This window comes from Bradyrhizobium sp. 23AC, from assembly GCF_054863025.1.
In genome coordinates, this window is sequence record NZ_JAVAYN010000020.1 from 111219 (window position 1) to 133101 (window position 21883).

Consider the following 21883-nt stretch of genomic DNA (forward strand, 5'->3'; position numbering starts at 1 on the left):
CATCGATTCCCATACCGCGCGATGCCTGTTGCCAGGGACTGACGGCACCGGCTCAAACCGGAGTAGAGGGCTTGCCCGAGCCAAAGACGCCCTTCCGGGTAAACTCCGCGATCCGACGCTGGTCATAACCGAGCACGCTGCACAAGACGTCCTCGGTATGCTCACCTAACAGCGGGGCCGCAACGGGATCGATCGCGGCGGTCAGGCTCATGGTAATCGGCGGCTCCATGTTGGGCACCCATTCCGCTGTACGGTGCGGAATGCGGCTCAAGCGATGGCGCTCGCGAGCCTCTGGCGCATTGAACCCCTCCTCGACCGTCCGGAGATAGCCGACCGGAATATTGGCCAGCTTCATTTTCGCCATCCAGTTCTCGAGCGTATCGCTGGCAAAGACCTCCGCAATGGCTGCCCGCAAGAGCTCCTTGTTTTCGGAACGGGCCTTGCGCGTGGCAAACTGCGGATCGTTGATGAGATCAGGCCGGTTCAGCACCTCGACCACGAGCCGGCGATACAGCCGATCGTTGGCGCAGGCCATGTAGAGTGGCCCATCGGAGGCCTCATAGACGCCGACGGTGGGGGACCCGCTGGGTGAATTGCCGAACCGGCCGGGATTTTCGCCGTTGATGAGATACGCAATGCCGTAGAAGCCAGTCATCCCCATCGCAACGTCGAACAAGGCGACTTCGACATGCTGCCCGCGGCCAAGCCGATCCCGCGCCAACAGCGCCAGCAGGATGGCGTTACAGGCAGACATCCCCGTCGCCATGTCCACGATGGGAGGGCCGGTACGAACCGCCGGACCATCGGCAAATCCGTTGAGCGACATGAAGCCGCTCTCCGCCTGCGTGATGGGATCGAAACCGGGGCGCGAGGCGAACGGTCCGGAGCGTCCGTAGGCGGAGATCGAGCAATAGACCAGCCGGGGATTGAGCGGGGCGACCGCGTCATAGTCGAGCCCGAACTTCTTCATGACCCCGCTCGAGAAATTCTCCACGACCACATCCGCCTTGCGGATCAGATCCAGCGCGATCTCGCGGGCCTCCGGCACGGCAAGGTCGAGGGCAATGCCGCGCTTGTTGCGGTTCAGGCTGAGATAGGCGGCGCTTTCGCCGCCAATTTCGGCGTGCTCGTAGGCGCGCGTGTCGTCGCCGCCGTCGGGATTTTCGATCTTGATGACGTGCGCGCCAAAATCGGCGAGCGTCTGCGTGCAGGCCGGGCCGGCGACGACACGCGTGAAATCGATGACCAGCAGACCGTCGAGCGCACTCGGCCCTTCCGTCGCTCGCGACGAGCGTTCCGGCAATTGAGGCTTGGTCGGCATCGATAGCGCTCCCTTACATCGGCTTATGGCCGCCGAATTTCCTGCAGGAGCAAACTTAAAGCCCGGCGCCGCCAACTTCGCAAGGGCCTCGCTCGCTTCACCTAAAACGCAAAAACGGCCCGGCAGCGTCAAGCTGCCGGGCCGTTAGATATTTGAGCGTATGGAGGCTGCGCGCATCTTGCGCAGCAATTCTAGTCTGAGAAGGTCACGTTCCGCATCACGGGAAACCACTCCAATTGCTCAGCGCAGCCACTTTCGCCAATAAAGCGTATGCGACCAGGCCCAGGGCGATTCGGGCTCGTACAGCCGATAACCCGCATGGATGAAATTATTGGCAGATACCGGATTGTCCGTCGTATCGGAGACGATGCTGTCCCATCCGAGACGCCGCCCTCGCGCCTCGATCGCTCGCATCAGCCTGAGTTGAAGTCCCCGCCCCCAATGCCGCTGCAAGACGCCGACCCGACAAAAATATCCACTTTTTCGCGCATGCGTCGACGGCACAACGCCGGCGAAGGCAACCGCGTCATCATCGTGATAGGCGAGCCACCAGGTACCCGATTCGAACTGCGGCAGGGCCGCCCCACCGAAGAATGTCAGCCGGTGCAAATCGCCGAGAATCTCGGCAGTCTCATCATCGTCCGCATCGACGATACGAATTCTGTACATGGGATACCTATTGGCGGGGTAATCGGGAGTGCGCGACCTGCGACTCCGTAGCGGTCGAGGCTCACTTGCCCAGCACAACCTTGACACCGAGCCAGACCGCACCCATCAGACCGGTCGCAATGACTGTGATCACCGCCTTGAAGGTGTAGCTCTGCGCTTGTTCCACGCTCTTTCGCCAGCGCCGCAGGTGCTGGAAGTCAGCTCTGAGCTCTTTCCGGTCATCGTCTTCGATCCCGAACGAGGCCAGGACCGATGCCACCGCCTTCAATACGATGGCATCGACGCTCTCCTGCTGAACTCGGTGCTGCTCGGCCAGTGTCTCCGCGACAATCGCCCGGATCTCCTCGTCTTGAATCTTCACCGCTTGATGATCCTCGCAACATTCTCGAAACCGCGCTTGGCGAAATAGAAAGAGACGACCAGATTGGCCTGAAGTCCGCGGAAGATGATGAGCCCGTCGCCGGGCGTCTCGATCTTGTCGCTGAACAGCTTGAAGCCGTGGCCGAGGCGCAGGCTCGAGATCTTGCCTTCGATCAGACGCTTGGAAGATTGCGCCAGCGAACGCTGCGCCTCGCGAATGCAGACCGCGAGCGTGCCGCGCTCGGCCTGGCAGGTCTCGACCAGGAGTTCGCCGAAGAAATGCGATTTGCCCGAGCCGCGCCCGCCGTAAACGCCCTTGTAGCGCGCAGGTTTGAGCAGCGGCTCGAAGATCTTCGCCGTCGGAATTTTCAGGATGGACAATGGCTACGCTCGCTCGCCCTAGGGCAGGCCAGTGCGCCTGCGCCACATCGCGGACCAGTCTTCGGTGTTTGGAGTTTCAGGTTGCCCTTGCTGAGTTTGGGTCAGGTCGGGAGAGGCCGCGTTTTCAGAGAATGGCGGCCAAAGCCCGAAGAGCCCTCCTAACTGTTTCTGCGCGGCCAGCGGGAGCGTGGAAGCGGAGCTGACGTTCGGGACCTCTGGAGGCCTTGAGTCGAACGCGGATCGGCTCGGGCTTCCAGCAGGCATTCGCGTTAGGATCCGCACGTCTTCAGGAGACGATGCAGGCACCGCGCGGGCATTCCGCAGATATTGCCGATACTCAGGGATGTAAGCTGGCGATGCCGGATTCGGGTCGAATGACCCCAACGCATCGGCAAACGCGCTGGGATCCATGAGACGTCCTTCAGGATCTTTGATCTGATAGTGAACATGCGGATCTCCCGGCGTCCCGTCCCTGCGGAAAACGCCTGTATTCCCCATAGTTCCGATGAGCTGGCCCGCGGCGACTGGATCGCCGATCTTCACATGTCTGGCGTTGGTGTGGAGAATCTGATGAAGGAGGCCGTTCTTGTCTCTGATCGCGATCGTTCCCCACTTATCCTCACCGGCGTTCTCAACCACGCCGTCGACGGGCGACCGCACCGCCGGGTTGCTCTTGTTCAGACGAGCCTCTCGTCCACCGACATAGTTGAAGTCGATACCTCGATGCGGATTGGACGAGCCACGCGGCCTGTCCGCGGTCACGCCATATCCGCTGGTCACATGAGGAGACACGCGCCCGGCGGGCTGCAAGATCCTCCGCATCATATCTTCCCAGGACATGTCCAACTCCATTCGAAAGAGGCAGGCCAGCACACCCCGCCCGCAGCCAGGATGGTGCGACCTCGGCCGACTTGCTCAACCATTGATAATTGTCTAACTACGTTGCCCGCAGGGCACGCAGAGCGCGACCACGCAATCTGCTCGACACGGAGACTGGCGTGAGCAATTTACCGGTCCTCGGAATTCTAAATCATGCGATGCTGGCGCTGATCGCATTCGCCTGCGCTGCGACCGCACAAGAGCGCCCCGCACCGGCATTCGACAAATGGCGTCCGAAGGCCGGCGCCTATGCCGAACCCGGCAAGAATTTCGCGTCGTCCTGCGATGAAGGCAACGACATGACGATCGGCGAAAAGTCGGTCAGCGGTTCCGAATGGGGCTGCGACGTCAAGAGAATCATCGATCTTGGCCCGGGCTCGCTGAAGTTTGAAATGATCTGCGACGATTACAATCTGGCGCAGAACCTCAACCCGCGCGATCCCAACTGGGCGAACAGGCAATTCAACGAAGTCATGTTCGTCAAGCGGATCGATGATGCGACAATCTCCGTTCAGAAGAGCTTGAACGGGAAGCTCAAGGATTCTCCCTGGCGTGCGGCCTACTGCCCTCTGAAGACCCAGCGCGCGCTTGCCGAAGCCACACTGAGGGCCAAGGTGGAAGCAAAGCAGAAGGCCGAACTGGAGCAAGCTCTGAAAGGCGCTCACCCGCGGGACGGCGTTTACGCGGCGGCCGGCCCCGACTTCGAGGACCGCTGCGCGAAGTTCGAGGACACCACCGTTTCGTTCTCCGGCAAATCGATCACGACAGCCTCGAACATCTGCAAAATCGAAAAGGCGCGGGTTCAGCTTCCCGACACGGTCCGGATCGGCGCCGACTGCACATTGCAGCCGGCGTCAGACAGGGACGCCGTCAGCGTACAGAATGTGGATACGACCCCGGACCGCGAGAACCTGATGTTCAAGAAGATCGACGACAAGACCGTCATCCTCTGGATCATCAACAACGGACACTTCACCGGCGATGGCCGAAAGCTGTCCTATTGCAGCGACCAGGTGCAGCGCGCCTATGCCGGGCAGCGCCGGACCAGCAAGCAGAGCAAGAACTAGGACCGTCGGTATTGGAGTGTTTAGGTCGGGCAAAGGGGCACTTACGAAAGACCAAGGATAAGCAAGGATGGCGTTCTCTCGCCCGCATTCTCCACCCCGGCACCAGACGAAGATCGAGACGAACACCAGATCGAGATATCCGGCAGCTCAAGCCTTCGGACCGGCATCGCCCTCGACGGCGTCTTCCGGGCGCACGATGACGCGCTCGACCCGGTGGACCAATTCCGGCGCGCCGTCTTCGCCGTTCTCGATCGGCTGTGCGGCCTTGCCCCAGCCGCGATCCAGGATGGCGTTGGCCGCCGAAAGGCGCACGGCCGGTGTCGCGTCATCGCTGCGCATGATGCCGACGAGAACCCTGAGGGCCGTCCTGGTGTGGCTGCGCGCCAGCGAGCGGATCTCGGTCAGGCTCCGCGCCCTCGACGTCTTCCTGGCCGAGGGCTTGGGGGACGGCTCGCTTGCAAGCTCGCATTCGACGTCCTCGCTCACGACAGCGTCTCCCACAGCACGATTGCGACCAGGCCCGCGAGCGCGAGCGATATCAGATAGGCAGTCATCATCCCTCCATAAGAAGAAAATGCGCGGCAGATCGCGCCAGGCGAGGCGCGATCGTTTCGGGCGCGAACCCTATCTCCGTATCTTCCGGAGACCGCAGCGGCGCGGGCGACTGGTCCCGGCGCCGCGGGCCGGCACGTTCGCGCGTGCTCGGCCGGCAATGGTTCGGACGGCGGCGCGCCGATCGGCGCTCCAGGTTTGACGAGTGCGTGGCCGTAATGCGCCGCCGCCGTCCGATCTCGAAAACCGAGACGAAAAAACCCGCGGCGGATGTGCTCCGCGCGGGTAAACCAAACTTCTTTCGATGATGCCATTCTGCCAGTGTTTTGCCCGACGCGTCAAACGAACTTACCGGCCCGGCGAAAGTTAGCCGATCTGGAGGATCGGTGAGATGACATTTGAGATGACGTCACCAGAGACATCGCGAGAATTGCCCGGAGCCAAGCCGCGCATCGACAAGGAGCGCGAGCCGCAGGAGGCGATCATCGAAGACGCCGGCGAGACAAAGGAGAGCGATCGCGATCTCGTGCACGGCGATGGCGGCACCATCGACATTCCCGCCAAGCCGGGCGATTTGTCGAAGGACGATTAGGCGGACCGGCGCCCGGCGGGCGTTTCGATGATGCCGTACCGCCGATGTTTTGCCCGAGGCCGCAAACATCTGTCCACGCGGCCGGGCCTTTGCGGGAACTTAATCCACGAGAGGCGCGTTGAATGCCTCGTCAGAAGGAACGTTCCTGCGATGAGCCGCACTGTCCTGGTTGTTGACGACGATCCCGCCGTCCTCGACGTGATCGTCGGCATGCTGGAAGATCTCGGCTGCGAGGTGATCAGCGCCCAAAGCGGCCTTGATGCACTCGAACGGCTCGAGCAGAACCGGGACATCTCCATCCTCATCACTGACATCAACATGCCCGGCATGGATGGTCATGAACTGGCCGAGCTGGCCAAGCGCGTCCGCCCGGAGCTGAAGATGCTGCAATTGTCGGGTCGCGAGCCCCGGCGCGGCGGCCTTCCGATGATCAGGAAGCCGTTTTCGTTCGAGGAGCTCGCCGACATCATGCAGCGGACCACCGGCCTCAGCTGACCATCCAATGCCGCAAAGGAAAACCCGCCGCAGATTGCTCCGCGCGGGCTGAACCGAACTCTTTCGATGATGCCTTTATGTCGGTGTTTTGCCCGACGTGTCAACGCGGCGAGCGCGGAGGAGGAAGTCCCTCCTCCCAACTCAATATGTGGTGCGCAACGGACTTGCTTCAAGTCCCCGCCTCTGCCGTAGAACCCCCGACCCAGGAAACATCCAAAGCAACCAGCCGAGGGGCACGACATGCCTGTACTGCTTCCGACGTCCCGTTCACGCCGTCAGCGACAGGGAGCCGACGCGCGGAACCAGATGCCGCCGGACCATGCCGTGGTGATCGCCGGCGGCGGCCCGACCGGGCTGATGCTGGCTGCGGAGCTCGCGCTCGCAAAGGTCGATGTCGCCATCCTCGAGCGGCGGGCGAACCAGGATCTCGTCGGCACGCGCGCCGGCGGGTTGCATGCCCGCAGCATCGAGCTGCTCGATCAGCGCGGCGTTGCGGATCGCTTCCTGCGCGAGGGACAGATCGTCCAGCTCGCGGGCTTTGCCTGGACGCGGCTCGACATCAGCGATCTCCCCACAAGGCACGCTTACGGGCTCGCGCTACGGCAGACCCACATCGAGCGCATCCTGGCGGACTGGGTCGAAGAACTCGGAGTGCCGGTCTATCGCAATGTCGAGCTCACGGGCTTCGCACAGGACGAAACCGGCATCGACGTGACGCTCTCCAGCGGCGAGACCTTGCGCGCAGACTATCTCGTCGGCTGCGACGGCGGTCGCAGCCTGGTGCGCAAGGCCGCCGGCATCGATTTTGCCGGCACCTCACCGACGCTCAGCAATCTCATGGCCGAGGTCGAGATGCGCGAGGCGCCGGAATTCGGCCTGCGTCACGATGCGCTCGGTTTTCACGGCCTCAGCAAGACCGAGAGCGGCCGCGTGCTGGTCGTCGTGACGGAAGCAACGCTCGCGCGCACCGGCGAGCCCTCCTTGCGCGATCTCAGCGATGCGCTCGTCGCGGTCTACGGCACCGATTTCGGACTGCAAAATCCCGCCTGGATCTCCCATTTCACCGATGCGGCACGGCAGGCCACGACCTATCGCAAAGGACGCGTGCTGCTCGCCGGCGATGCCGCGCATATCCATCACTCCGTCGGCGGGCAAGGCCTCAACATTGGCGTGCAGGACGCCGTCAATCTCGGCTGGAAGCTGGCGCAGGTGGTGCATCGCATCTCGCCGGACAGCCTGCTCGACAGCTACCACGCCGAGCGCCATCCCGTCGGCGCGCGCGTGCTGAAAAACACCATGGCGCAGATCGCCCTGCTCCGCCGCGGCGACGATGGCCTCAAGGCCGCGCGCGACACCGTCTCCGAACTGCTCGGCATGGACGAGCCGCGCAAACGTTTTGGCGCGATGATGAGCGGGCTCGACATCGCTTACGATCTCGGCGAAGGCCACGCGCTGCTGGGGCGGCGCATGCCGGATCTCGAGCTGACGGTCGAAGGACGGAAGCTGAGATTATTCTCGCTGCTGCACGGAGCGCGGGGCGTGCTGCTCAATTTCGGCAAGCGAGGCGGCGTGCCCGCAACGCCCTGGGTGGATCGCATCAATGTCGTCGACGCCGGCACCGATGGCGTGTGGGAGCTTCCGGTGATCGGCCAGGTCACCGCACCCGGCGCCGTGCTGGTGCGGCCCGACGGGCACGTCGCCTGGGTGGGAGATGAGAGCCAGCACGGACTTGAGGAGGCGGTGAGGAGGTGGTTCGGACCGACTGCTGCGTAGCGCACGACGTGGCAACTGCTCGAAATAAAGAAAGCTCGCGGCATCCCGCGGGCTCGATCCGAACTCTTCCGATGATGCTATTCTGCCGTTGTTTTGCCCGACGTGTCAAACGAACGATCCGACGGGATACTCACCGCTCCGCAACCTCAACCTTCACTCTGGTCGAAGCAACGGCCGTATCCACCGCGAAAACCACTCCTCAGCGTCACTATGCGGGTTGCCTGGACCGTCCACTCCGAAGATCGAGGGTGGGATAACGTAGCTCGGCTCGTCGGCGAAGAGACCGACCGGCTTGCTGGGCTGCAGTTGCCCGTTGCCAGCCGTCGGCACGGTCCAATTGCCAAATCGCTCGTTGAATTCCGTGGAAGGCGGATACGGGACCGGCGCGCTGCCGGATGTGAACACGCTGCCCGCGTTGGACTCGTTGACGCGGGCGAGGCGCCGAACGTTTTCGGGCGCGACCGATCCGCCTGGAGGAGCGTCTGGCAATCTATCCACGTTTGCCGGCTCGGCAGGTACAGTGCCGTCTGGCGTGTTGGCCCAGTTGCCAAAGCGATCTGCAAAAGTGCTGGCGCAGGTCTCTGGATCGGTGGAGGAAGCTCCGCCCACCTGCCGCCCAAACGTCGATGAAGCCGAAGAGCCGCTGCTGCTGGCCGCGTTGTCGACGTTAAGTCCATTGCCGATGATGTTGAGCGGCGGCGCTCCTGTCGAGAACACTCCTCCGCTAAGAGCGGCGGCGCCCATCGTCGTGCCGGAACTATTTTCCTCCGCGTTGGCAGCTCGCGTAAACGCCAAAATGCCTCCAATACCGAGCAGCCAGGGAAGGACAGAGGGAGCCGCTAAGCCGACGGCGGCCCCTCCGGCCAACCAAGGAAGAACACCGCGCTCCGGAGATGTGCCTCCGGCCAACGGATTCTCGTAGTATGGATACGTTATTCCGGAGTGCGGATCGGATTGCAGCACCAGCGGATCCGATGGAGCGGCCGTTGTCGGAGGCAATTGACCGATCCGTTGTTCATTGGGATCGAGCGTAGGAAACGGTGGCAGCGCACGTGTGAAGCGGGGATCACTTCGCGCAAACCCTTCCTGTTTGTTCAGACCGGCAAGCGGAGGTGAGCTGGACCCCGGCAGCGGCGGAAAGTCGCTCGGGTTGGCTGATGTTGAGCCGGGTACACGAAAAATGTCCGAAGAGGGATCTGACGCTTCGAACTTGGACCAATTCGTACCGCCCAGGTCGCGATTGCCAGCGGTGAGGTTGACGTCAGGATTGCGAGCAATTGCCTCATCTATCAGTCTCTGCCGCTCCGGATCGTCCAGGTAGAGCAGCCATTTGATCAGGTGGTCCTGACCGGCGTCCGCTCCCCTTCGCTCAACATCTCTGATGGTCCTCAATTGATCCGGGTATTGACCGCGGTAAGCCTTGGGGTCCGTCAAAACTTTCTCGATCCCTTGGTAGACTTCCTCTTGTGTTTTACCGATAGGCACATTGGTGTAGAGATGGCCGTTAAGGAAGCCAACGCGCATAGCATCGATAAGAGTCTTGATCTCCACAAGTCGCTCGTCTGGACTCTCGATCGTTGCGATCTCCTTGAGCCTCTTACAAATGAAGTCGCCATACGGCTCCACGTGTCTGCTCGGATGGGGCGACACCTCCAACTTTGCGGCGAGCTCTCGATTTGCCGGCAAATAGATTCGGTTTGCGGGCGCATCGATATCGAACGTCTTCTTGTCGATACCGCGAAACGCGGGGTGACCTCTAAAGCGCTCTGGAATGATGTGGTGATCGAAAAAAATCGACATGCACCCTCACAAGGGTTTCATTGAGTATGGGAGTTGGCAAGGTGAGTGGATTAGGCGCGCAAGCGCGGCCGCGGCGGGAACGCCCGCGCGTTCGTCAAACAAGGTTGCAATATTCCTGAAGTGCTATGGCGTGCAGGCGATCGCTTGATCAGACCGCCCGCAGTCGAAGCCCATGGAGCGCGAATTGAATACCGGCCCCAGAGCGTGGGCTTTATTGGGTTCTATTTTATCGGGAAGAAGTATGGGCACGCCCCGCCGCCATCTGCGCGCGGGCGCCCCTTGTCCGCTAGCAAAAATTGCCAAGCCACTGGTCATCGTTGAAGCCAAGGCGGCCGGCGTTTCTCACCTGTTCCGAGTATGCAATGCCGCCCACCAGCGAACAGACTTCATTTCTCAGGATGGCGCGAATCAATATCGGGTTTTTGAGCGATCGCGAAACCGAATTCTCTTCAGCCCCGCCGACTTGCAAGCGTCCTTGAACTCTTGATCGCATATGACAGTCGCTTCGTCGTAGGCCATGCGGAAGATGTGCGCGTTACCGATCGCGGCCTCTCTGAAGATCAGTTTGTAGCCGGGAGTGAACCCGTAGTATTTCTGACCGTGGTCTATGTAGCGAACATCGTCCCGGACTCCGATGCGCAAGCAGGACTCCGTTTCGTCCAGCGCGTCGAGGACGCGAACAACATCGCAGAGCCAATAGTCCGGTCCATGATAGCGACCTTGCGGCACTCGCACGTCGCACCGCACAAACACAAAAGCCTCCGGATCAACTCGCTCGAAGACAGCCTTTGTCCGGTCCGAAATGAGCCACCAGCGAAAGCAGAGCTCCAGGTCATAGGGCAGACTGCCATCGGATTTATCAAACATGTAAGGCACGGGCGGCGTAGAAGCGGGCAGACGATATACTCTGTGGGGAGGAAGGACGCTCTCGTCCGCAACCCAAAAGCCCGGCCGCCCTCCGTTAAAATCGGGACCCATTTCGTAGAAGCGGCGTTTTCGCGCTCTAGGCCGCTTTGCAGCAGAAATTGCTTTATCGTCACTCATGACTTGGACCCATTGAACAGCGTGCCTGCAATGACGCGCGGTGGAGACCACGATCGACCGCTCAACAAAAAGAGCCCGCGGCTTCCCGCGAGCTTGATCGGACTGTTTCGATGATGCCATTCTGCCGGTGTTTTGCCCGACGTGTCAAACGATCGATATCGAGCAATGAATCTGGCGGCAAATACCGATCGTAAGTCGCTCATCGACATCAGTGTTTGAACTCATCCACACAGTAAAACACCGGCAGTCCGCCAAACGCATCGGAGTTCTTGTGACGAACCTGGATACGCTCGCTCGCGCTTGCCCCGATCGTGTCGCCGTCCTTCACCACGCTGCCATGCTCGATCAGATAGACGGCAAGGCCAGCCACCTTGTCGAACAACGCCGAAAGCGTGAGCTTGCCAGTCACGAACTCGATCTCACGACCGACGAAGGCGGAGAGTCCCATCGTGACCGCTCCGATCTTGGCGCCTGATCGGAACGGAAGAATGTCGACCCATAGCCTGAAGGGGTAGTCGGGAAACGATGCGAACGAATCGCGGGACATTTCGAGCCAGAGATCGGCAGGCCGCGCGACCCGGCCCGCCCACACCACGCCGCAACACTCAGGCATCGTCGCAATCAACGCGCCGATGACCGCGGTCGTGATCCGCGCGGCGACCAGCGGCTGTTCGCTCTTACCGAGCATCGATACGATCATATGACCTCGATGCCGGGCGGCCACCGCCTTGCTCTCCGGCCACGTCGTGGCGGCGCGTGCCCACGGTCCCTGATCGTCCGGGATGGGTGGCGGCATCGACATGACGGCGACAAGCTCGTTGCCGCAACGAATGAGCGGCGAGTTTGCTCGAGCCTGCGGTGCACGCCCGTCATCCATCGTCTCCGTTGCCAACTCCGGATGTCGGGCGTGAAGGACCTCAGCAACCGCAGACATGTCCGGCGTCACCGGATGATCCAATAAGACAAAAGCGAGAAGGAAGCTACTCATCGACTGCCCGTGGAATTTTGGGACGAGACACGATCCTCTGCCCTGCTCGCCCAACAGTTGAAGTGTTTCCCAACCTAGAACAAAACGGGAACATTGTCAACCAGCGTTTCTTTGCGTCATATTATGCGGCCGCAATCCGAGTGCCGACACAGGTCCCAAACGGTCCCCCATGTTCTCAATCCACCCCGACGATCTCACCTCTGAACCGACCCGCCGCCTGCTCGCGCTTCATCTCGCCGGCATGCATGCGAGCTCGCCGCCGGGCCACGTGTTCGCGCTCGACCTGTCCGGGCTGCAGGTGTCCGGGGTCACCGTGTGGTCGGTGCGCGAGGGCGACGACGTCATCGGCATCGGCGCGCTGAAAGAGCTGGAGGACGGCGGCGCCGAGGTGAAGTCGATGCGGACCCACCCCGATCATCTGCGCCGCGGCGTCGCGGCGCTGCTGCTGGACCACATCGTGCGCGAGGCGAAGGCGCGCGGGTTGACCCGGCTGAGCCTGGAGACCGGAAGCGGCCCGGCGTTCGAGCCGGCGCTGGCGCTGTACCGCAAGCGCGGCTTCGTCAACGGCGAGGCGTTCGCCGATTACCAGGCGAGCGCCTTCAACCAATTCCTGCACCTTGCGCTTCGCGCCTGAGCCCGCGCGCGGACGCCACGCCGGGAGTGGCCGGCGAAGTTTTCTTGGGAGGTTTCCTTGGGAAGTTTCCTTGGGAAGTTTCCTTGGGAAGTTTCCTTGGGAAGATTCCTTGCTCGAAGACGTTCAGGGTTGCAGCCGCGAGAGGAGACGTTGTCGATCCTGATCGCGACTTCGCTGATCTTGGCGCATCCTCTCAAGTTCGGCTTCGGCTTTGGCTGTGTCCTGGCCCTGGCGCTTCAAATCAACAATCAGAGCCTCTTGCTCGGCAAGCCGCCGTTCACCCTCGACCACATCGCTCTCGATCCGCCTCAGCTCGTCAAATACTGCAGTCTGGTCCATCACGACTTCGGCGCGAGTGTGTTGCGATTGCATGTCTGCAGAGCCGAAGCACGCAGCATGATTTTTAACTCAGCCAACTTGTCGGATGTTCCGACCGATGCCACATTTTCCCGAACTTCTGACAACCCGCATCGTCAGCTCCCTTCGCGGCAGCAACGACCTGCCTCTGATGTCTAGACCTGAAGGGAATGACGGCAGCCCCTGCGGGAGCGAGCTGTTCAGCTTGAACGTTTGGCAGCGACCGAACGCGATGCGGGCTTCAAAGATCAACTGCTTGCACAGGCGCTGGCGTATCGGAAGCTGGCCGCCAAACGGGCAAAGGACTATGGGCGGCCGGCCCCGAGCCCGTCCGAACTGGCGCGCTAACTGCCAGCGCTTGGACGAGCCGCGGCGCGTCATCAGGGAGTACGCCGCAGACCTCCGCGAGATCATCATGAAGTCGCGCAGAAGTTGTGACGCTCCTGAAGGAGCGGACAGAGAGGTTCTTTCTGTGTCCGCTGCGAGGCACGCCAGGCCAGCGATAGGAACAGTCGAACCTCCAGCGGTGTTGGCCTAAAGGGCGCCTGCGCCTTTGGAGTCACTATAGTGCGATCTTCCCTCGAATCGCTCGTGTCCATTTACGTGCGCTTGAAGAATCGGCGAGCGCTCGAGGAGATGAGAGAACTCCGGCGCAAGCTGCTTGATGACCTCCATAACTCGCCGAACCACGACGCCCGCCATGCTCTTCACGACGATCTGCGAACGATTGAAGACGGACTTAAGCAACTCCTCGCCTGACGGGAGTGGAGGTCAGCGAATAGAGCCAGCGAAGTTTCTTGACGCTGCCGATTGCCGCAGGCTCGCTGAAGAATACCGCTCGCGCGCGGAGGCGTGGTGACCGAATGCGTGGAAGATGCCGCCTCGGAAAAAACCGGGAGGAAATGGAGCCCGGAGCGCCGCTCCAACTTGATATTTTTAATTTGATTTAATTCTATTTAAAGCGTTAATTCCTTTTTGCTGCATCCGGGAGGACCTTGCCATGCCAGATCAAGACGACGACCGCCGCGAATTCCTCAAGACGTGTGGAAAGTTCGCCGCCGTGACGCCGCCTACCATCACACTGTTGCTCTCGACCTCCCTCACCTCCAATGCAATTGCGCAATCTGGTGGCAGGCCGGTCCGCGGCAACAATGGCTGGGGCAACGGCGGCGATGATGGCAGCCCCAACGGCAAGAGCGATAGCGGCCGTTGAGCCGACGCGCGCGACCTCCGCAAAGAGACAAATGCAGCCAGGCGCCGCGTGGATTGGCAATTCACCTCCTTTATCGTTTCGCTTGTACGGCTAGCGATACTCGTTGCCGGACCTGTCAGTGCTATCCGAGGCAATCCTGAACACACACACAGGCTGGTTTGGCCATCGTCGGGGTGCTCGCCCTCCTGTGGCTAAATCAGGCGCCCGCGCTGGCGCGTTTCGAACCCTAGCGGCTGGTTCGAATTTCCCAGTGGTGGTTTGGGTCGAGGCGCGAAAAAGGCCCCAGCTCCTTTGGCAACGGGGCGGGGAACTGGGGCCAAGCGGGGTAAGCCCTTGGGGAAGGGCATCGGGAAAACCTGGCAATTGGCAAAGCGTTCCACACTGCCGCTGGCGGTGCGAGGCGTTCGCCGATGACCAGCGAGCGCCTTCAACCAAAATCCTGCACCTTGCGCTTCGCGCCTGAGCCGGCGCGCGGACGCCACGCCTCGGCGACCATTGAGGTAAAATCAAAACTGCTTCGGCGGCTGCAAGCCGGGCGACCGCAGCCATTCGCTCATGTGCGAGCCTGTCTCGGCCTGTCGGGCCTTTCGTAGCAGCTCCTCACGAGTCGCCCCAGGTGGAAGCAATGCGGCTTTAGCACGTAGGCGAGTCGCTTGTTCGGCAAGACGGACCTCCAGGGTGGCTGTCTGTTTGAACCGACGCCGCTCACTCATCACTCAACCTCCGAACACGGGTTCCTAATCCGTCAACGGGACTGCCCATCCAATATGCTAATATGCAGATAACTGCTGTCGGTTCCAAAGTTGGATTCAAATAAGCTACGGCGGCCAACTATGGCGGACTTACGCCAAGCTCTTTTATGGCCAGATCGGACAACTGCTTCGCCTCGCGAACGCCGCGCCGCTCCAGCTCTATGATCTTTTTTGCGATCAGGTCCGTGATTGGGTCGTTGCGGTCAACCAGACAAAGCGCGTGCAAAGTGCGCTCGTAGGCGTCCGTCAATATCGTTATTTCCTCCGGGCCCAACGGAGAGTTCTGTAACAGGCGGTAGATGGCCATTTTGGCTTTTAGCTCCGGACCCATTATGGCGCCCGAAAATCCAATTAGGACACACCTAAATTCAGCTTAGGACACTCGGGGAGATCCCGCAGTGCAAACAGAAAGCGGGCATCAATGGCCGGATTCGGCCAGCACCCACGCGTCAGCCGGCATCCGCGTCCGGCTTCCGCTCTTTCGGAGGCGCCTCCCTTGTCTTGCGTCCCAGAAACGTATCGGGCGGCGGCTGGTTCAGCAGCTCGCGGGCCTGGCGCAAAAGCTCTTGCATGTGTTCTGCCTGCGCATGATCGGCAGGCAACGGCCGATACACCGGCATCGGTGTGCTCCCTTCGCTTTGCAGGCGGGAGCACGCTGGGTCTCTCAGCCACCGACGCCCACGGACAAAGCCTTGGCCGGTGATATCTTGCGACGACCAGAGGTGGCTTTGGTACAAAAGTGAACTTAGCTCTCGTGTCGCACTCAAGATGAGTAAGTGGCTCAAAGGGCTGAATTTGCACCCGAAAATTTAATTTGCGGACATACCAAATGATACAGACTCGGCGCCGCCTGCGGCGTACGGTTAAAGCATCACCGCAAGGCTCGTGGCATTTATCGGTGATGAGAACGCCGTTTGCGCTCCCGCCTCCTCGAACAGGGAGAAGCGCCATGCTGACGCGGCGTCGTTTCAAACAGACCAGGACTCTCACCGAAAGACTCGCCGACGAAGCCACGCGCTGTCGCGAGGAAGCACGCGCGCTCTCGCCGGGACGTCGCCGCGAGCTGCTGCTGCGCCGGGCGCGGCAGGACGAGACGGCCATGCAGATCGAGGCCTGGCTGCGCTCCCCCGGCCTGAGGGCACCGACATGATGCAGCAATATCGCGCTTACCTCGTCGGCGAGAACGGCGTCTTCCGCTCCGCCGAAGCGTTCGAGGCCCCGTCGGATTCCTCCGCTCTCAGCTTCGCACGACAGTACACCCGCCATGGCAAGGTCGAGGTGTGGCAGCTCGGCCGGAAGATCGCCGTGCTGGATCCCGAGCAGTCGCCGCCGAGATCGTTGACGCGTCAATGATCGTGTGATTGCGGTCGCGACGCCGGAGTCTCGATCTCGAACCAGAATGTCAGCTGCATGACGGGACCGCTAGCGTCGCGAACGTCGATCGCCATCGTCTGCCTGCCGCCCGTGGGCGGCGCGGAAAGAACCGCATCGCGTGCCATGTCGGCAAGCGACTTGGCGGCCTCGGCCCGAACAGCGCGCGGGCTGGCCAATTCCAGCCCTTCCTCGTCGAGCGCAATTCCCTGGTGGTCACGAAGGTCGAAGTAGTAACGCGGCATCGTTGCATCCCTTTGCCGTATTAGGCCCGAGACGGGCAAAGGTTTCCAAATGCTACGAAAAATTCGCTTGGGATCAAGGGGTTCCGGGAACACCGCTAAGGGACGCTGCCAAGTGAGGCGGGATCGATCCGGCAGGACCGGACCGCGCCTGCTTGCGCAGTCCCCTACTCCTCCGCAAGCTTGTGCTCGATATAGGCGTCCACCGTCTCGGCGAACGAGCGCTGCACGCCGACCGCCACATCGTGCTGGTCGAGTGCGTCGCGCTGGAGCACGCGCAGGCCGCGCCCGCGGGCGCTGAGCGGCGCCGTGTTCAGATACTGATCGATGGCGCCTTTGGCGAGCGGGATGGCCTTGGGATCGCCCCTGGCGATCAGGAGCCTGAGCAGGCTCTGGCATTCGGCCAAACCTGGCATGGGTTCAGCCTCTTTACCTTTGCTGCGATTTCGGCTTCGGCCGCTGCACCGGCTGGGTGTGGGTGCCGAACAGCGCCAGCAGGAACGCGACTTCTTCCTTCGAACCGATCTGGATCATGATTGTCTCTCCTCTTCGCTCCGTTGGTCGGGACGAGCGGGCGCGGAGTTCAGGACGATCTGGTTTCAGCAATGTTTCAGCCGTGTTTCGTCGGACGGGCGGCTCGGGCGCCGCCTGCTTGTGTCCACAACTGAACATGGTCACCGCGAGCTCATCTGCGCGGCAAGCGGACGAGGCGTCACATACGATCAGCCCGCGCGGATCGCTCCACGCGGGCTTCTGCTTGACGCTTGCGCAACCTCAGCAAGGGGGGCCGTGGGCGCGCCAGACACCTTCGGCATCTATTCTCAGTGCATGTGGCCAATCAGATAAACGCCGCCACCGATCACGATCACGGCCGGGACGGCCCAAAGCAAAAGTACAGGCATCTGTCCTTCTCCTCAGTTCGACGTGCAGACCTTGACGGTCTTCATGCCGGCCTCGGCTTCAGTCCTGGTCTTGTACACGGTGTCACCGCTGACGACCGTGGTTTCCGTGCTCGTCGGCTTCGCCTCGGTGATCGTGCACTTCTTGGTCTTGACGTCCTGCACCACGTAGAACGACTGCGCGAATGCGGGAGCCGCGAATGACGTCAACACGGCAGCGGCAATGATGGTCTTGATGTTCATCGTGTCCTCCTCCAGCAGTCCGGTCATCCGGACCTGTCTTCTTCAAACCTACAAAATTACCACTTGTTCCCGATCTCGCCCGAACCAAGTCCCGCTGCCTGCGTTGACGCGGAAACTGGAGGCTTCGATGCTGGATGTGAGACTTGTGACGACCTCGCTGGCCATGCTGATCGCACTGCTGTCCGTGGCGCTGGCGGATCCCGCCAAGGAGCAAGCCCGGCCTGCTGGTCAAGGCTCCGCTGAGGCTCGTCCGATCCGCGTCATCCTTCCCGCACCCTGGGAGCCGGCCAGGACGCAAGCCGACGCACAATCGTCGAAGTGACGCGGCCGCTTTCCGCCTCGCTCACATGCGGGCCTTCGAACCAGCCGTTTTCAGCGGCTTGCGCCTCTGAATGACGAGCCGCAAGGCGATGCCGTGCTGCCAGGCGCGCACTCTCACCGCCGCTTCGCTTCGATTGAGCTCGCTTGCAATCTCGTCCGGCCGCCGGCCCGCTTCGGCCAATGCCTTCAATCGCTCGTGGTCTTGCGCAGTCCACTTCTTCAACAGCGGGTAGCCAGATTGCATGATGGGAGCCGTCTCGATTTCCGGCGACAATGGACCGGAGCAGTTGAAGTTCCGAAGGCGAAAACCAGTTAATCATCCGCCCCTCACGCCTTCGTGCCGTATCAGTTGATGCGTCGGCTGAAATAAATCTGCCAACGGCATCCGCAGGGCGCGCATAAACGGGACAAACCGGCAGACGTTCCTAAACTGGTTCGATGCACACGCGCGTTTCGCGCGCGACAGACTGCGGCACTCGGCATCTTCAAACGGAAGCAACCAATTCGAATCTCGCCTGTTGTCGCCGGCACATTCACCTGCTCGAGGACAAAAAAATGCGACGACTTACTCTACTTGCCACGACCATGCTGCTGCTCGGAGCGGTGCCCGCCAGCGCGCAATCGCAGCCTGCCCAGAGCGGGCCGGGCAACAACGCCGTCAACAGCTCGGACCAGAACAACTCGAACAAGCCGGTCGCCGGTCGCAACAGCTTCACCGAGGGGCAGGCCAAATCGCGGATCGAGGGTGCCGGTTATTCCAACGTCTCCGGCCTGCACAAGGACAACGAGGGCGTCTGGCGCGGCAAGGCCGACAAGGCCGGCAGCAAGAGCGACGTCAGCGTCGACTTCCAGGGCAACGTGAACCCCACCAAGTAACAAGCAAATCGCGAGGATACCGAACAATGACCGTCACCATCTCACGTCTTTACGACAATTACTCCGATGCCGAACGTGCCGTGACCCGGCTCGAAGGCGCCGGTGTGCCGCATTCCGATATCAGCATCGTCGCCAACAATTCGGACAATTGGTACGGCTCGCGGTCCGGCAAGGTCGACCGCGATCGCGACGGCGTCGACGATCGCGCTGAAGGCGCCGGGACCGGAGCCGGCATCGGCGCCGGCATCGGCGGCGCAGCCGGCCTGCTCGCCGGCCTCGGCCTGCTGGCAATCCCCGGCCTCGGGCCGGTCGTCGCGGCGGGCTGGCTCGCCTCGACCGCCGTCGGCGCGGCCGCCGGCGCGGCCACAGGCGGCATCGTCGGCGCCCTGACGCAGGCCGGCGTCTCCAGGGAAGATGCCTCGCGTTATGCCGAGGGCATTCGCCGCGGCGGCACGCTGGTGTCGGCCAGGGTGCCCGACCAGGACCGCTCACGCCTCGATGCGCTTCTCCACGAGAAGTCAGTGAACCTGCAGAATCGCAGCGCGGCCTGGCAGAAAGCCGGCTGGACCGACTTCGATGCCGCAAGCCCGCCCTTGTCTCCCGAGGACATCGGCCGCGAGCGCGAGCTCTACGGCGTGGGCACGCGGCGATAGGCCATCCCACACCGACACGACGAAGGCCCCGCGACGCGGGGCCTTTTTTTGATGGGAATGCGCCATCAGCGCAGCGCTATCGCGTCCCGATGCTCTCATCCTGCGGATGCTTTGCCCGACAGATCAAACTTTAACTCAAATGCAGCAAAGCGGATTTGGCGAAATGCAATCTCTTCGCGCCATGCTGGGACATGTGCTTGCGCGAATGCAATCGGGAAAGCGTCGGAGAGATTGCCATGTACTACGTCGCCGCTGCATTGCTGGTGCTGTCGGGACTGTTCTACTCCGCGAGCCATCACGAGATCGGCTCGTTCGGCGTCACCATGTGCAGCTATGGCGGCGCATTCTGCGATAACCCGCTGATCGTCTTTTCCGGCGCGGCGCTGGCCGCCGCCTGGGGCATGTTCGTCAGCGTCAAGTAGCGCGGCTGACGTCCTTCATCCCCAACGTTCAAAGTCCCGCCGCCGACGCAAGCGGCCTCGCCGACTGAGCTTGCGAGAATTTGGGCTGCGGGAATTTTTGCGATGATGGCAATCTACACCTGTTTTGCCCGACAGTCAAGTCGATTTAGCATTATCAGAAATTGAATTGACGCCGGCGCGGCGAGGAACTTTCGTTCCCCGATTGGCATTTGCTGTGAAAGCATCTGCCCCGACGAGGTCCCCTTCATGAGCGACAGCGCTGTCACGCCGACGAAATCCGCGCCGACGTTGCTGCAAAGGCTGGGGCCGGGCCTCATCACCGGAGCTGCCGACGACGATCCCTCGGGCATCGCCACTTATTCGCAAGCCGGCGCGCAATTCGGCTACGGGCTGCTGTGGACGGTATTTCTGACCACACCGTTCATGATCGCCATCCAGCTCGTCAGCGCGCAGATCGGCCGGGTCACCGGCAAGGGACTTGCCGCCAACGTCATGAAGCTCGCGCCACGTTGGGCGGTGCTGAGCCTGGTCGCCATGCTCGTTGCCGCCAACACGTTCAACATCGCCGCCGACATCGCCGCGATGGCCGAGGCGCTTTCGCTGGTCATCGGCGGCCTCAACCACGAGCACGCGCTGATCTTCGCGGCGGGCTCGACGCTGCTCCAGGTATTCCTGCCCTATCGCCGCTATTCGCCGGTGCTGAAATTCCTCACCTTGACGCTGTTCGCCTATGTCGCGACCGCCTTCACCGTCAAGATCCCGTGGAGCACGGCGCTGCTCGCCGCGGTGTGGCCCGAGGCGAACGTCACCGGCGATTATTTTCTGATGGTCGTCGCCGTGCTCGGCACCACCATCAGCCCCTATCTGTTCTTCTGGCAGGCCTCGCAGGAGGTCGAGGAGATGAACCAGGGCGAGCGCGACAAGCCGCTGCGCGAGCTGAAGCGCGGCGGCACCCACGAGCTCGATCGCATCAAGACGGACACCATCTCCGGCATGCTGCTGTCCAACGGCATCGCCTTCTTCATCATTCTCACCACCGCATCGGTCCTGCACGCCAACGGCATCACCAGGATCAATTCGGCGACGGAGGCGGCCGAAGCGCTGCGGCCGCTGGCCGGCGATTTCACCTTCGCGCTGTTTGCGATCGGCATCATCGGCACGGGCCTGCTCGCGATCCCGGTGCTGGCAGGCTCGGCCGCCTACGGCGTCGCGGAGATCTTCGGCTGGCGAGCCACGCTGGAGGCCAAGCCCGACGACGCCGCCGGCTTCTACACCATCATCGCCGCGGCAACCATCATCGGCTTCGGCCTCGGCTTCACGGGCATAGACTCCATCCACATGCTGGTGTGGAGCGCGGTGCTCAATGGCATCGTCGCCGTGCCCATCATGGCGATGATGATGCTGATCGTCTCGAGCCGCGCGATCATGGGCCGCTTCAGGGCGCGGTCATGGCTGATCGCGCTGGGCTGGCTCGGCACCGCGCTGATGGCGCTGGCCGTCCTCGCTTTGCTCGGCTCGTCGGTGATCGGCTGAGGTCAGAGCGGCGACAACGCCGCCGAGATCTGCGAGGCGGCTCCACTCATCGTGAGCAGCGAAGCTACGGCGTCACGGGGTTGACGGTCGGCGACGTCTTGGGTCCCGGCCGTGACGGCTCGATCGGTGATTTCGGGTTGGTCGGGAGCACCGCGGCACCGGCGGCCCGTGCCGCTTCCCCCGTGGTCGCATACATCGCAATATGGGCCGGCTGGGTCTTGGCGCGGCTCCAGGGGCCGTGATCGACAATCAGCATTGCCGCAATCGTCACGCCAGCCACGATCAGCGCGATCACACCGGGATGGCGGAGGGCGGCAGAGATGGAGCTCGCGAAACGAGTATTTGTCATCGAAAGATCCGCTGTTGTCCTCATGCAGGGTTAATTCAATGGCGCCCCTTCCGGTTCCCCACATCCTTCGGGGCGGGCGGTTCCAGCCTGCAGAGGC

General features: G+C 62.0%; 30 protein-coding genes. 14 read left to right on the forward strand and 16 right to left on the reverse strand.

From position 1 onward, the window contains the following. Nucleotides 1-52: 52 nt before the first annotated feature. The 5 genes from RAD10_RS33525 to RAD10_RS33545 form a co-directional block, all read right to left on the reverse strand. Nucleotides 53-1321, reverse strand: coding sequence for a CaiB/BaiF CoA transferase family protein (locus RAD10_RS33525; protein ID WP_461620769.1), 1269 nt, complete (start codon nt 1319-1321; stop codon nt 53-55). Between the two features lie 240 nt (nt 1322-1561). Further along, the gene (locus tag RAD10_RS33530) at nt 1562-1990 is read right to left on the reverse strand and encodes a GNAT family N-acetyltransferase (RefSeq protein ID WP_461620770.1); all 429 of its coding nucleotides are present in this window, start codon (nt 1988-1990) and stop codon (nt 1562-1564) included. Nucleotides 1991-2051: 61 nt separating this feature from the next. Next, a complete protein-coding gene (locus tag RAD10_RS33535) occupies nt 2052-2351 on the reverse strand; it encodes a hypothetical protein (RefSeq protein WP_092260851.1) in 300 nt (99 codons plus the stop codon). Continuing rightward, on the reverse strand, nt 2348-2731 hold the full coding sequence (locus RAD10_RS33540) for a phage terminase large subunit (protein ID WP_442546809.1): 384 nt from the start codon (nt 2729-2731) through the stop codon (nt 2348-2350). Before RAD10_RS33540 ends, RAD10_RS33535 begins: the two co-directional genes overlap by 4 nt. Before the next feature lie 18 nt (nt 2732-2749). Further along, on the reverse strand, nt 2750-3571 hold the full coding sequence (locus tag RAD10_RS33545) for a M23 family metallopeptidase (RefSeq protein WP_461620771.1): 822 nt from the start codon (nt 3569-3571) through the stop codon (nt 2750-2752). 158 nt (nt 3572-3729) lie between these two features. Here RAD10_RS33545 and RAD10_RS33550 point away from each other — a divergent pair, with 158 nt between their 5' ends. Then, entirely contained in the window at nt 3730-4677 is a 948-nt protein-coding gene (locus RAD10_RS33550) for a hypothetical protein (protein WP_461620772.1), read from the forward strand. Nucleotides 4678-4824: 147 nt separating this feature from the next. Here RAD10_RS33550 and RAD10_RS33555 read toward each other — a convergent pair whose 3' ends face one another. After that, entirely contained in the window at nt 4825-5163 is a 339-nt protein-coding gene (locus RAD10_RS33555; protein ID WP_461620773.1) for a hypothetical protein, read from the reverse strand. A 457-nt stretch (nt 5164-5620) separates the two neighbouring features. On the opposite strand from RAD10_RS33555, the gene RAD10_RS33560 reads away from it, so the two are divergent. From RAD10_RS33560 to RAD10_RS33570, 3 genes are all read left to right on the forward strand, one after another. Then, nucleotides 5621-5821 carry a hypothetical protein gene (locus RAD10_RS33560; RefSeq protein ID WP_461620774.1) on the forward strand — a complete coding sequence of 67 codons (201 nt, stop codon included), beginning with the start codon at nt 5621-5623 and terminating at the stop codon, nt 5819-5821. A 150-nt stretch (nt 5822-5971) separates the two neighbouring features. Then, on the forward strand, nt 5972-6316 hold the full coding sequence (locus RAD10_RS33565; protein ID WP_461620775.1) for a response regulator: 345 nt from the start codon (nt 5972-5974) through the stop codon (nt 6314-6316). A 240-nt stretch (nt 6317-6556) separates the two neighbouring features. After that, nucleotides 6557-8089 (forward strand): FAD-dependent monooxygenase, encoded by a 1533-nt coding sequence (locus tag RAD10_RS33570; RefSeq protein ID WP_461620776.1) that lies wholly within the window; start codon nt 6557-6559, stop codon nt 8087-8089. A gap of 153 nt (nt 8090-8242) precedes the next feature. On the opposite strand, the gene RAD10_RS33575 is transcribed toward RAD10_RS33570, so the two are convergent. The 3 genes from RAD10_RS33575 to RAD10_RS33585 all read right to left on the reverse strand — a co-directional run bounded on the left by RAD10_RS33575 (nt 8243) and on the right by RAD10_RS33585 (nt 11921). Beyond that, a complete protein-coding gene (locus tag RAD10_RS33575; RefSeq protein ID WP_461620777.1) occupies nt 8243-9889 on the reverse strand; it encodes an AHH domain-containing protein in 1647 nt (548 codons plus the stop codon). A gap of 408 nt (nt 9890-10297) precedes the next feature. Then, nucleotides 10298-10933, reverse strand: coding sequence for an imm11 family protein (locus RAD10_RS33580; RefSeq protein WP_461620778.1), 636 nt, complete (start codon nt 10931-10933; stop codon nt 10298-10300). 208 nt (nt 10934-11141) lie between these two features. Continuing rightward, a complete protein-coding gene (locus RAD10_RS33585) occupies nt 11142-11921 on the reverse strand; it encodes a DUF4261 domain-containing protein (protein WP_461620779.1) in 780 nt (259 codons plus the stop codon). Between the two features lie 169 nt (nt 11922-12090). On the opposite strand from RAD10_RS33585, the gene RAD10_RS33590 reads away from it, so the two are divergent. The 3 genes from RAD10_RS33590 (at nt 12091) to RAD10_RS33600 (ending at nt 14125) form a co-directional block, all read left to right on the forward strand. Beyond that, complete coding sequence (locus RAD10_RS33590) at nt 12091-12555, forward strand: GNAT family N-acetyltransferase (protein WP_461620780.1); 465 nt, start codon at nt 12091-12093, stop codon at nt 12553-12555. A 150-nt stretch (nt 12556-12705) separates the two neighbouring features. Beyond that, on the forward strand, nt 12706-13071 hold the full coding sequence (locus RAD10_RS33595; protein ID WP_461620781.1) for a hypothetical protein: 366 nt from the start codon (nt 12706-12708) through the stop codon (nt 13069-13071). Nucleotides 13072-13912: 841 nt separating this feature from the next. Beyond that, nucleotides 13913-14125: a hypothetical protein gene (locus RAD10_RS33600; protein WP_461620782.1), complete on the forward strand. Its 213-nt coding sequence runs from the start codon at nt 13913-13915 to the stop codon at nt 14123-14125. An 831-nt stretch (nt 14126-14956) separates the two neighbouring features. Here the strand turns inward: RAD10_RS33600 and RAD10_RS33605 are convergent. Continuing rightward, nucleotides 14957-15184, reverse strand: coding sequence for a hypothetical protein (locus RAD10_RS33605; RefSeq protein WP_461620783.1), 228 nt, complete (start codon nt 15182-15184; stop codon nt 14957-14959). 142 nt (nt 15185-15326) lie between these two features. Beyond that, nucleotides 15327-15497 (reverse strand): hypothetical protein, encoded by a 171-nt coding sequence (locus RAD10_RS33610; protein WP_461620784.1) that lies wholly within the window; start codon nt 15495-15497, stop codon nt 15327-15329. Between the two features lie 329 nt (nt 15498-15826). On the opposite strand from RAD10_RS33610, the gene RAD10_RS33615 reads away from it, so the two are divergent. After that, nucleotides 15827-16027, forward strand: a complete 201-nt coding sequence (locus RAD10_RS33615) for a hypothetical protein (RefSeq protein ID WP_461620785.1) — start codon at nt 15827-15829, stop codon at nt 16025-16027. Continuing rightward, nucleotides 16024-16230 (forward strand): hypothetical protein, encoded by a 207-nt coding sequence (locus RAD10_RS33620; protein ID WP_461620786.1) that lies wholly within the window; start codon nt 16024-16026, stop codon nt 16228-16230. Before RAD10_RS33615 ends, RAD10_RS33620 begins: the two co-directional genes overlap by 4 nt. On the opposite strand, the gene RAD10_RS33625 is transcribed toward RAD10_RS33620, so the two are convergent. The 3 genes from RAD10_RS33625 to RAD10_RS33635 all read right to left on the reverse strand — a co-directional run bounded on the left by RAD10_RS33625 (nt 16224) and on the right by RAD10_RS33635 (nt 17632). After that, nucleotides 16224-16493, reverse strand: a complete 270-nt coding sequence (locus tag RAD10_RS33625) for a DUF6894 family protein (protein WP_091965536.1) — start codon at nt 16491-16493, stop codon at nt 16224-16226. The two genes, RAD10_RS33620 and RAD10_RS33625, sit on opposite strands and share 7 nt — an antisense overlap. Nucleotides 16494-16657: 164 nt before the next feature. Continuing rightward, the gene (locus RAD10_RS33630; protein ID WP_018319193.1) at nt 16658-16906 is read right to left on the reverse strand and encodes a hypothetical protein; all 249 of its coding nucleotides are present in this window, start codon (nt 16904-16906) and stop codon (nt 16658-16660) included. A gap of 498 nt (nt 16907-17404) precedes the next feature. Continuing rightward, entirely contained in the window at nt 17405-17632 is a 228-nt protein-coding gene (locus tag RAD10_RS33635; protein ID WP_461620829.1) for a hypothetical protein, read from the reverse strand. 127 nt (nt 17633-17759) lie between these two features. Between RAD10_RS33635 and RAD10_RS33640 the strand changes: the two genes are divergently transcribed. Continuing rightward, a complete protein-coding gene (locus RAD10_RS33640) occupies nt 17760-17954 on the forward strand; it encodes a hypothetical protein (RefSeq protein WP_461620787.1) in 195 nt (64 codons plus the stop codon). A 21-nt stretch (nt 17955-17975) separates the two neighbouring features. Here RAD10_RS33640 and RAD10_RS33645 read toward each other — a convergent pair whose 3' ends face one another. Further along, a complete protein-coding gene (locus tag RAD10_RS33645; protein ID WP_461620788.1) occupies nt 17976-18227 on the reverse strand; it encodes a hypothetical protein in 252 nt (83 codons plus the stop codon). Between the two features lie 281 nt (nt 18228-18508). Here RAD10_RS33645 and RAD10_RS33650 point away from each other — a divergent pair, with 281 nt between their 5' ends. From RAD10_RS33650 to RAD10_RS33665, 4 genes are all read left to right on the forward strand, one after another. Beyond that, a complete protein-coding gene (locus RAD10_RS33650) occupies nt 18509-18829 on the forward strand; it encodes a hypothetical protein (protein ID WP_461620789.1) in 321 nt (106 codons plus the stop codon). Nucleotides 18830-18855: 26 nt separating this feature from the next. Further along, complete coding sequence (locus RAD10_RS33655) at nt 18856-19482, forward strand: hypothetical protein (RefSeq protein ID WP_461620790.1); 627 nt, start codon at nt 18856-18858, stop codon at nt 19480-19482. Nucleotides 19483-19718: 236 nt separating this feature from the next. Continuing rightward, nucleotides 19719-19904, forward strand: coding sequence for a hypothetical protein (locus RAD10_RS33660; protein WP_020508701.1), 186 nt, complete (start codon nt 19719-19721; stop codon nt 19902-19904). 246 nt (nt 19905-20150) lie between these two features. After that, entirely contained in the window at nt 20151-21437 is a 1287-nt protein-coding gene (locus tag RAD10_RS33665; protein ID WP_461620791.1) for an NRAMP family divalent metal transporter, read from the forward strand. A 64-nt stretch (nt 21438-21501) separates the two neighbouring features. Here the strand turns inward: RAD10_RS33665 and RAD10_RS33670 are convergent, their stop codons facing one another. Continuing rightward, nucleotides 21502-21786, reverse strand: a complete 285-nt coding sequence (locus RAD10_RS33670; RefSeq protein ID WP_028142626.1) for a hypothetical protein — start codon at nt 21784-21786, stop codon at nt 21502-21504. Nucleotides 21787-21883: the final 97 nt, after the last annotated feature.

Excerpts from the sequence above, each read along its gene's own strand:
- RAD10_RS33590 (WP_461620780.1), top strand. The coding sequence starts at position 12,091 with ATGTTCTCAATCCACCCCGACGATCTCACCTCTGAACCGACCCGCCGC.
- RAD10_RS33560 (WP_461620774.1), top strand. The coding sequence starts at position 5,621 with ATGACATTTGAGATGACGTCACCAGAGACATCGCGAGAATTGCCCGGA.
- RAD10_RS33620 (WP_461620786.1), top strand. The coding sequence starts at position 16,024 with ATGATGCAGCAATATCGCGCTTACCTCGTCGGCGAGAACGGCGTCTTC.
- RAD10_RS33525 (WP_461620769.1), bottom strand. The coding sequence starts at position 1,321 with ATGCCGACCAAGCCTCAATTGCCGGAACGCTCGTCGCGAGCGACGGAA.
- RAD10_RS33565 (WP_461620775.1), top strand. The coding sequence starts at position 5,972 with ATGAGCCGCACTGTCCTGGTTGTTGACGACGATCCCGCCGTCCTCGAC.
- RAD10_RS33660 (WP_020508701.1), top strand. The coding sequence starts at position 19,719 with ATGTACTACGTCGCCGCTGCATTGCTGGTGCTGTCGGGACTGTTCTAC.
- RAD10_RS33605 (WP_461620783.1), bottom strand. The coding sequence starts at position 15,184 with ATGGCCATCTACCGCCTGTTACAGAACTCTCCGTTGGGCCCGGAGGAA.
- RAD10_RS33625 (WP_091965536.1), bottom strand. The coding sequence starts at position 16,493 with ATGCCGCGTTACTACTTCGACCTTCGTGACCACCAGGGAATTGCGCTC.
- RAD10_RS33570 (WP_461620776.1), top strand. The coding sequence starts at position 6,557 with ATGCCTGTACTGCTTCCGACGTCCCGTTCACGCCGTCAGCGACAGGGA.
- RAD10_RS33670 (WP_028142626.1), bottom strand. The coding sequence starts at position 21,786 with ATGACAAATACTCGTTTCGCGAGCTCCATCTCTGCCGCCCTCCGCCAT.
- RAD10_RS33580 (WP_461620778.1), bottom strand. The coding sequence starts at position 10,933 with ATGAGTGACGATAAAGCAATTTCTGCTGCAAAGCGGCCTAGAGCGCGA.
- RAD10_RS33655 (WP_461620790.1), top strand. The coding sequence starts at position 18,856 with ATGACCGTCACCATCTCACGTCTTTACGACAATTACTCCGATGCCGAA.
- RAD10_RS33585 (WP_461620779.1), bottom strand. The coding sequence starts at position 11,921 with ATGAGTAGCTTCCTTCTCGCTTTTGTCTTATTGGATCATCCGGTGACG.
- RAD10_RS33650 (WP_461620789.1), top strand. The coding sequence starts at position 18,509 with ATGCGACGACTTACTCTACTTGCCACGACCATGCTGCTGCTCGGAGCG.
- RAD10_RS33665 (WP_461620791.1), top strand. The coding sequence starts at position 20,151 with ATGAGCGACAGCGCTGTCACGCCGACGAAATCCGCGCCGACGTTGCTG.
- RAD10_RS33610 (WP_461620784.1), bottom strand. The coding sequence starts at position 15,497 with ATGCCGGTGTATCGGCCGTTGCCTGCCGATCATGCGCAGGCAGAACAC.
- RAD10_RS33530 (WP_461620770.1), bottom strand. The coding sequence starts at position 1,990 with ATGTACAGAATTCGTATCGTCGATGCGGACGATGATGAGACTGCCGAG.
- RAD10_RS33600 (WP_461620782.1), top strand. The coding sequence starts at position 13,913 with ATGCCAGATCAAGACGACGACCGCCGCGAATTCCTCAAGACGTGTGGA.
- RAD10_RS33640 (WP_461620787.1), top strand. The coding sequence starts at position 17,760 with ATGCTGGATGTGAGACTTGTGACGACCTCGCTGGCCATGCTGATCGCA.
- RAD10_RS33545 (WP_461620771.1), bottom strand. The coding sequence starts at position 3,571 with ATGTCCTGGGAAGATATGATGCGGAGGATCTTGCAGCCCGCCGGGCGC.
- RAD10_RS33615 (WP_461620785.1), top strand. The coding sequence starts at position 15,827 with ATGCTGACGCGGCGTCGTTTCAAACAGACCAGGACTCTCACCGAAAGA.
- RAD10_RS33575 (WP_461620777.1), bottom strand. The coding sequence starts at position 9,889 with ATGTCGATTTTTTTCGATCACCACATCATTCCAGAGCGCTTTAGAGGT.
- RAD10_RS33630 (WP_018319193.1), bottom strand. The coding sequence starts at position 16,906 with ATGCCAGGTTTGGCCGAATGCCAGAGCCTGCTCAGGCTCCTGATCGCC.
- RAD10_RS33635 (WP_461620829.1), bottom strand. The coding sequence starts at position 17,632 with ATGAACATCAAGACCATCATTGCCGCTGCCGTGTTGACGTCATTCGCG.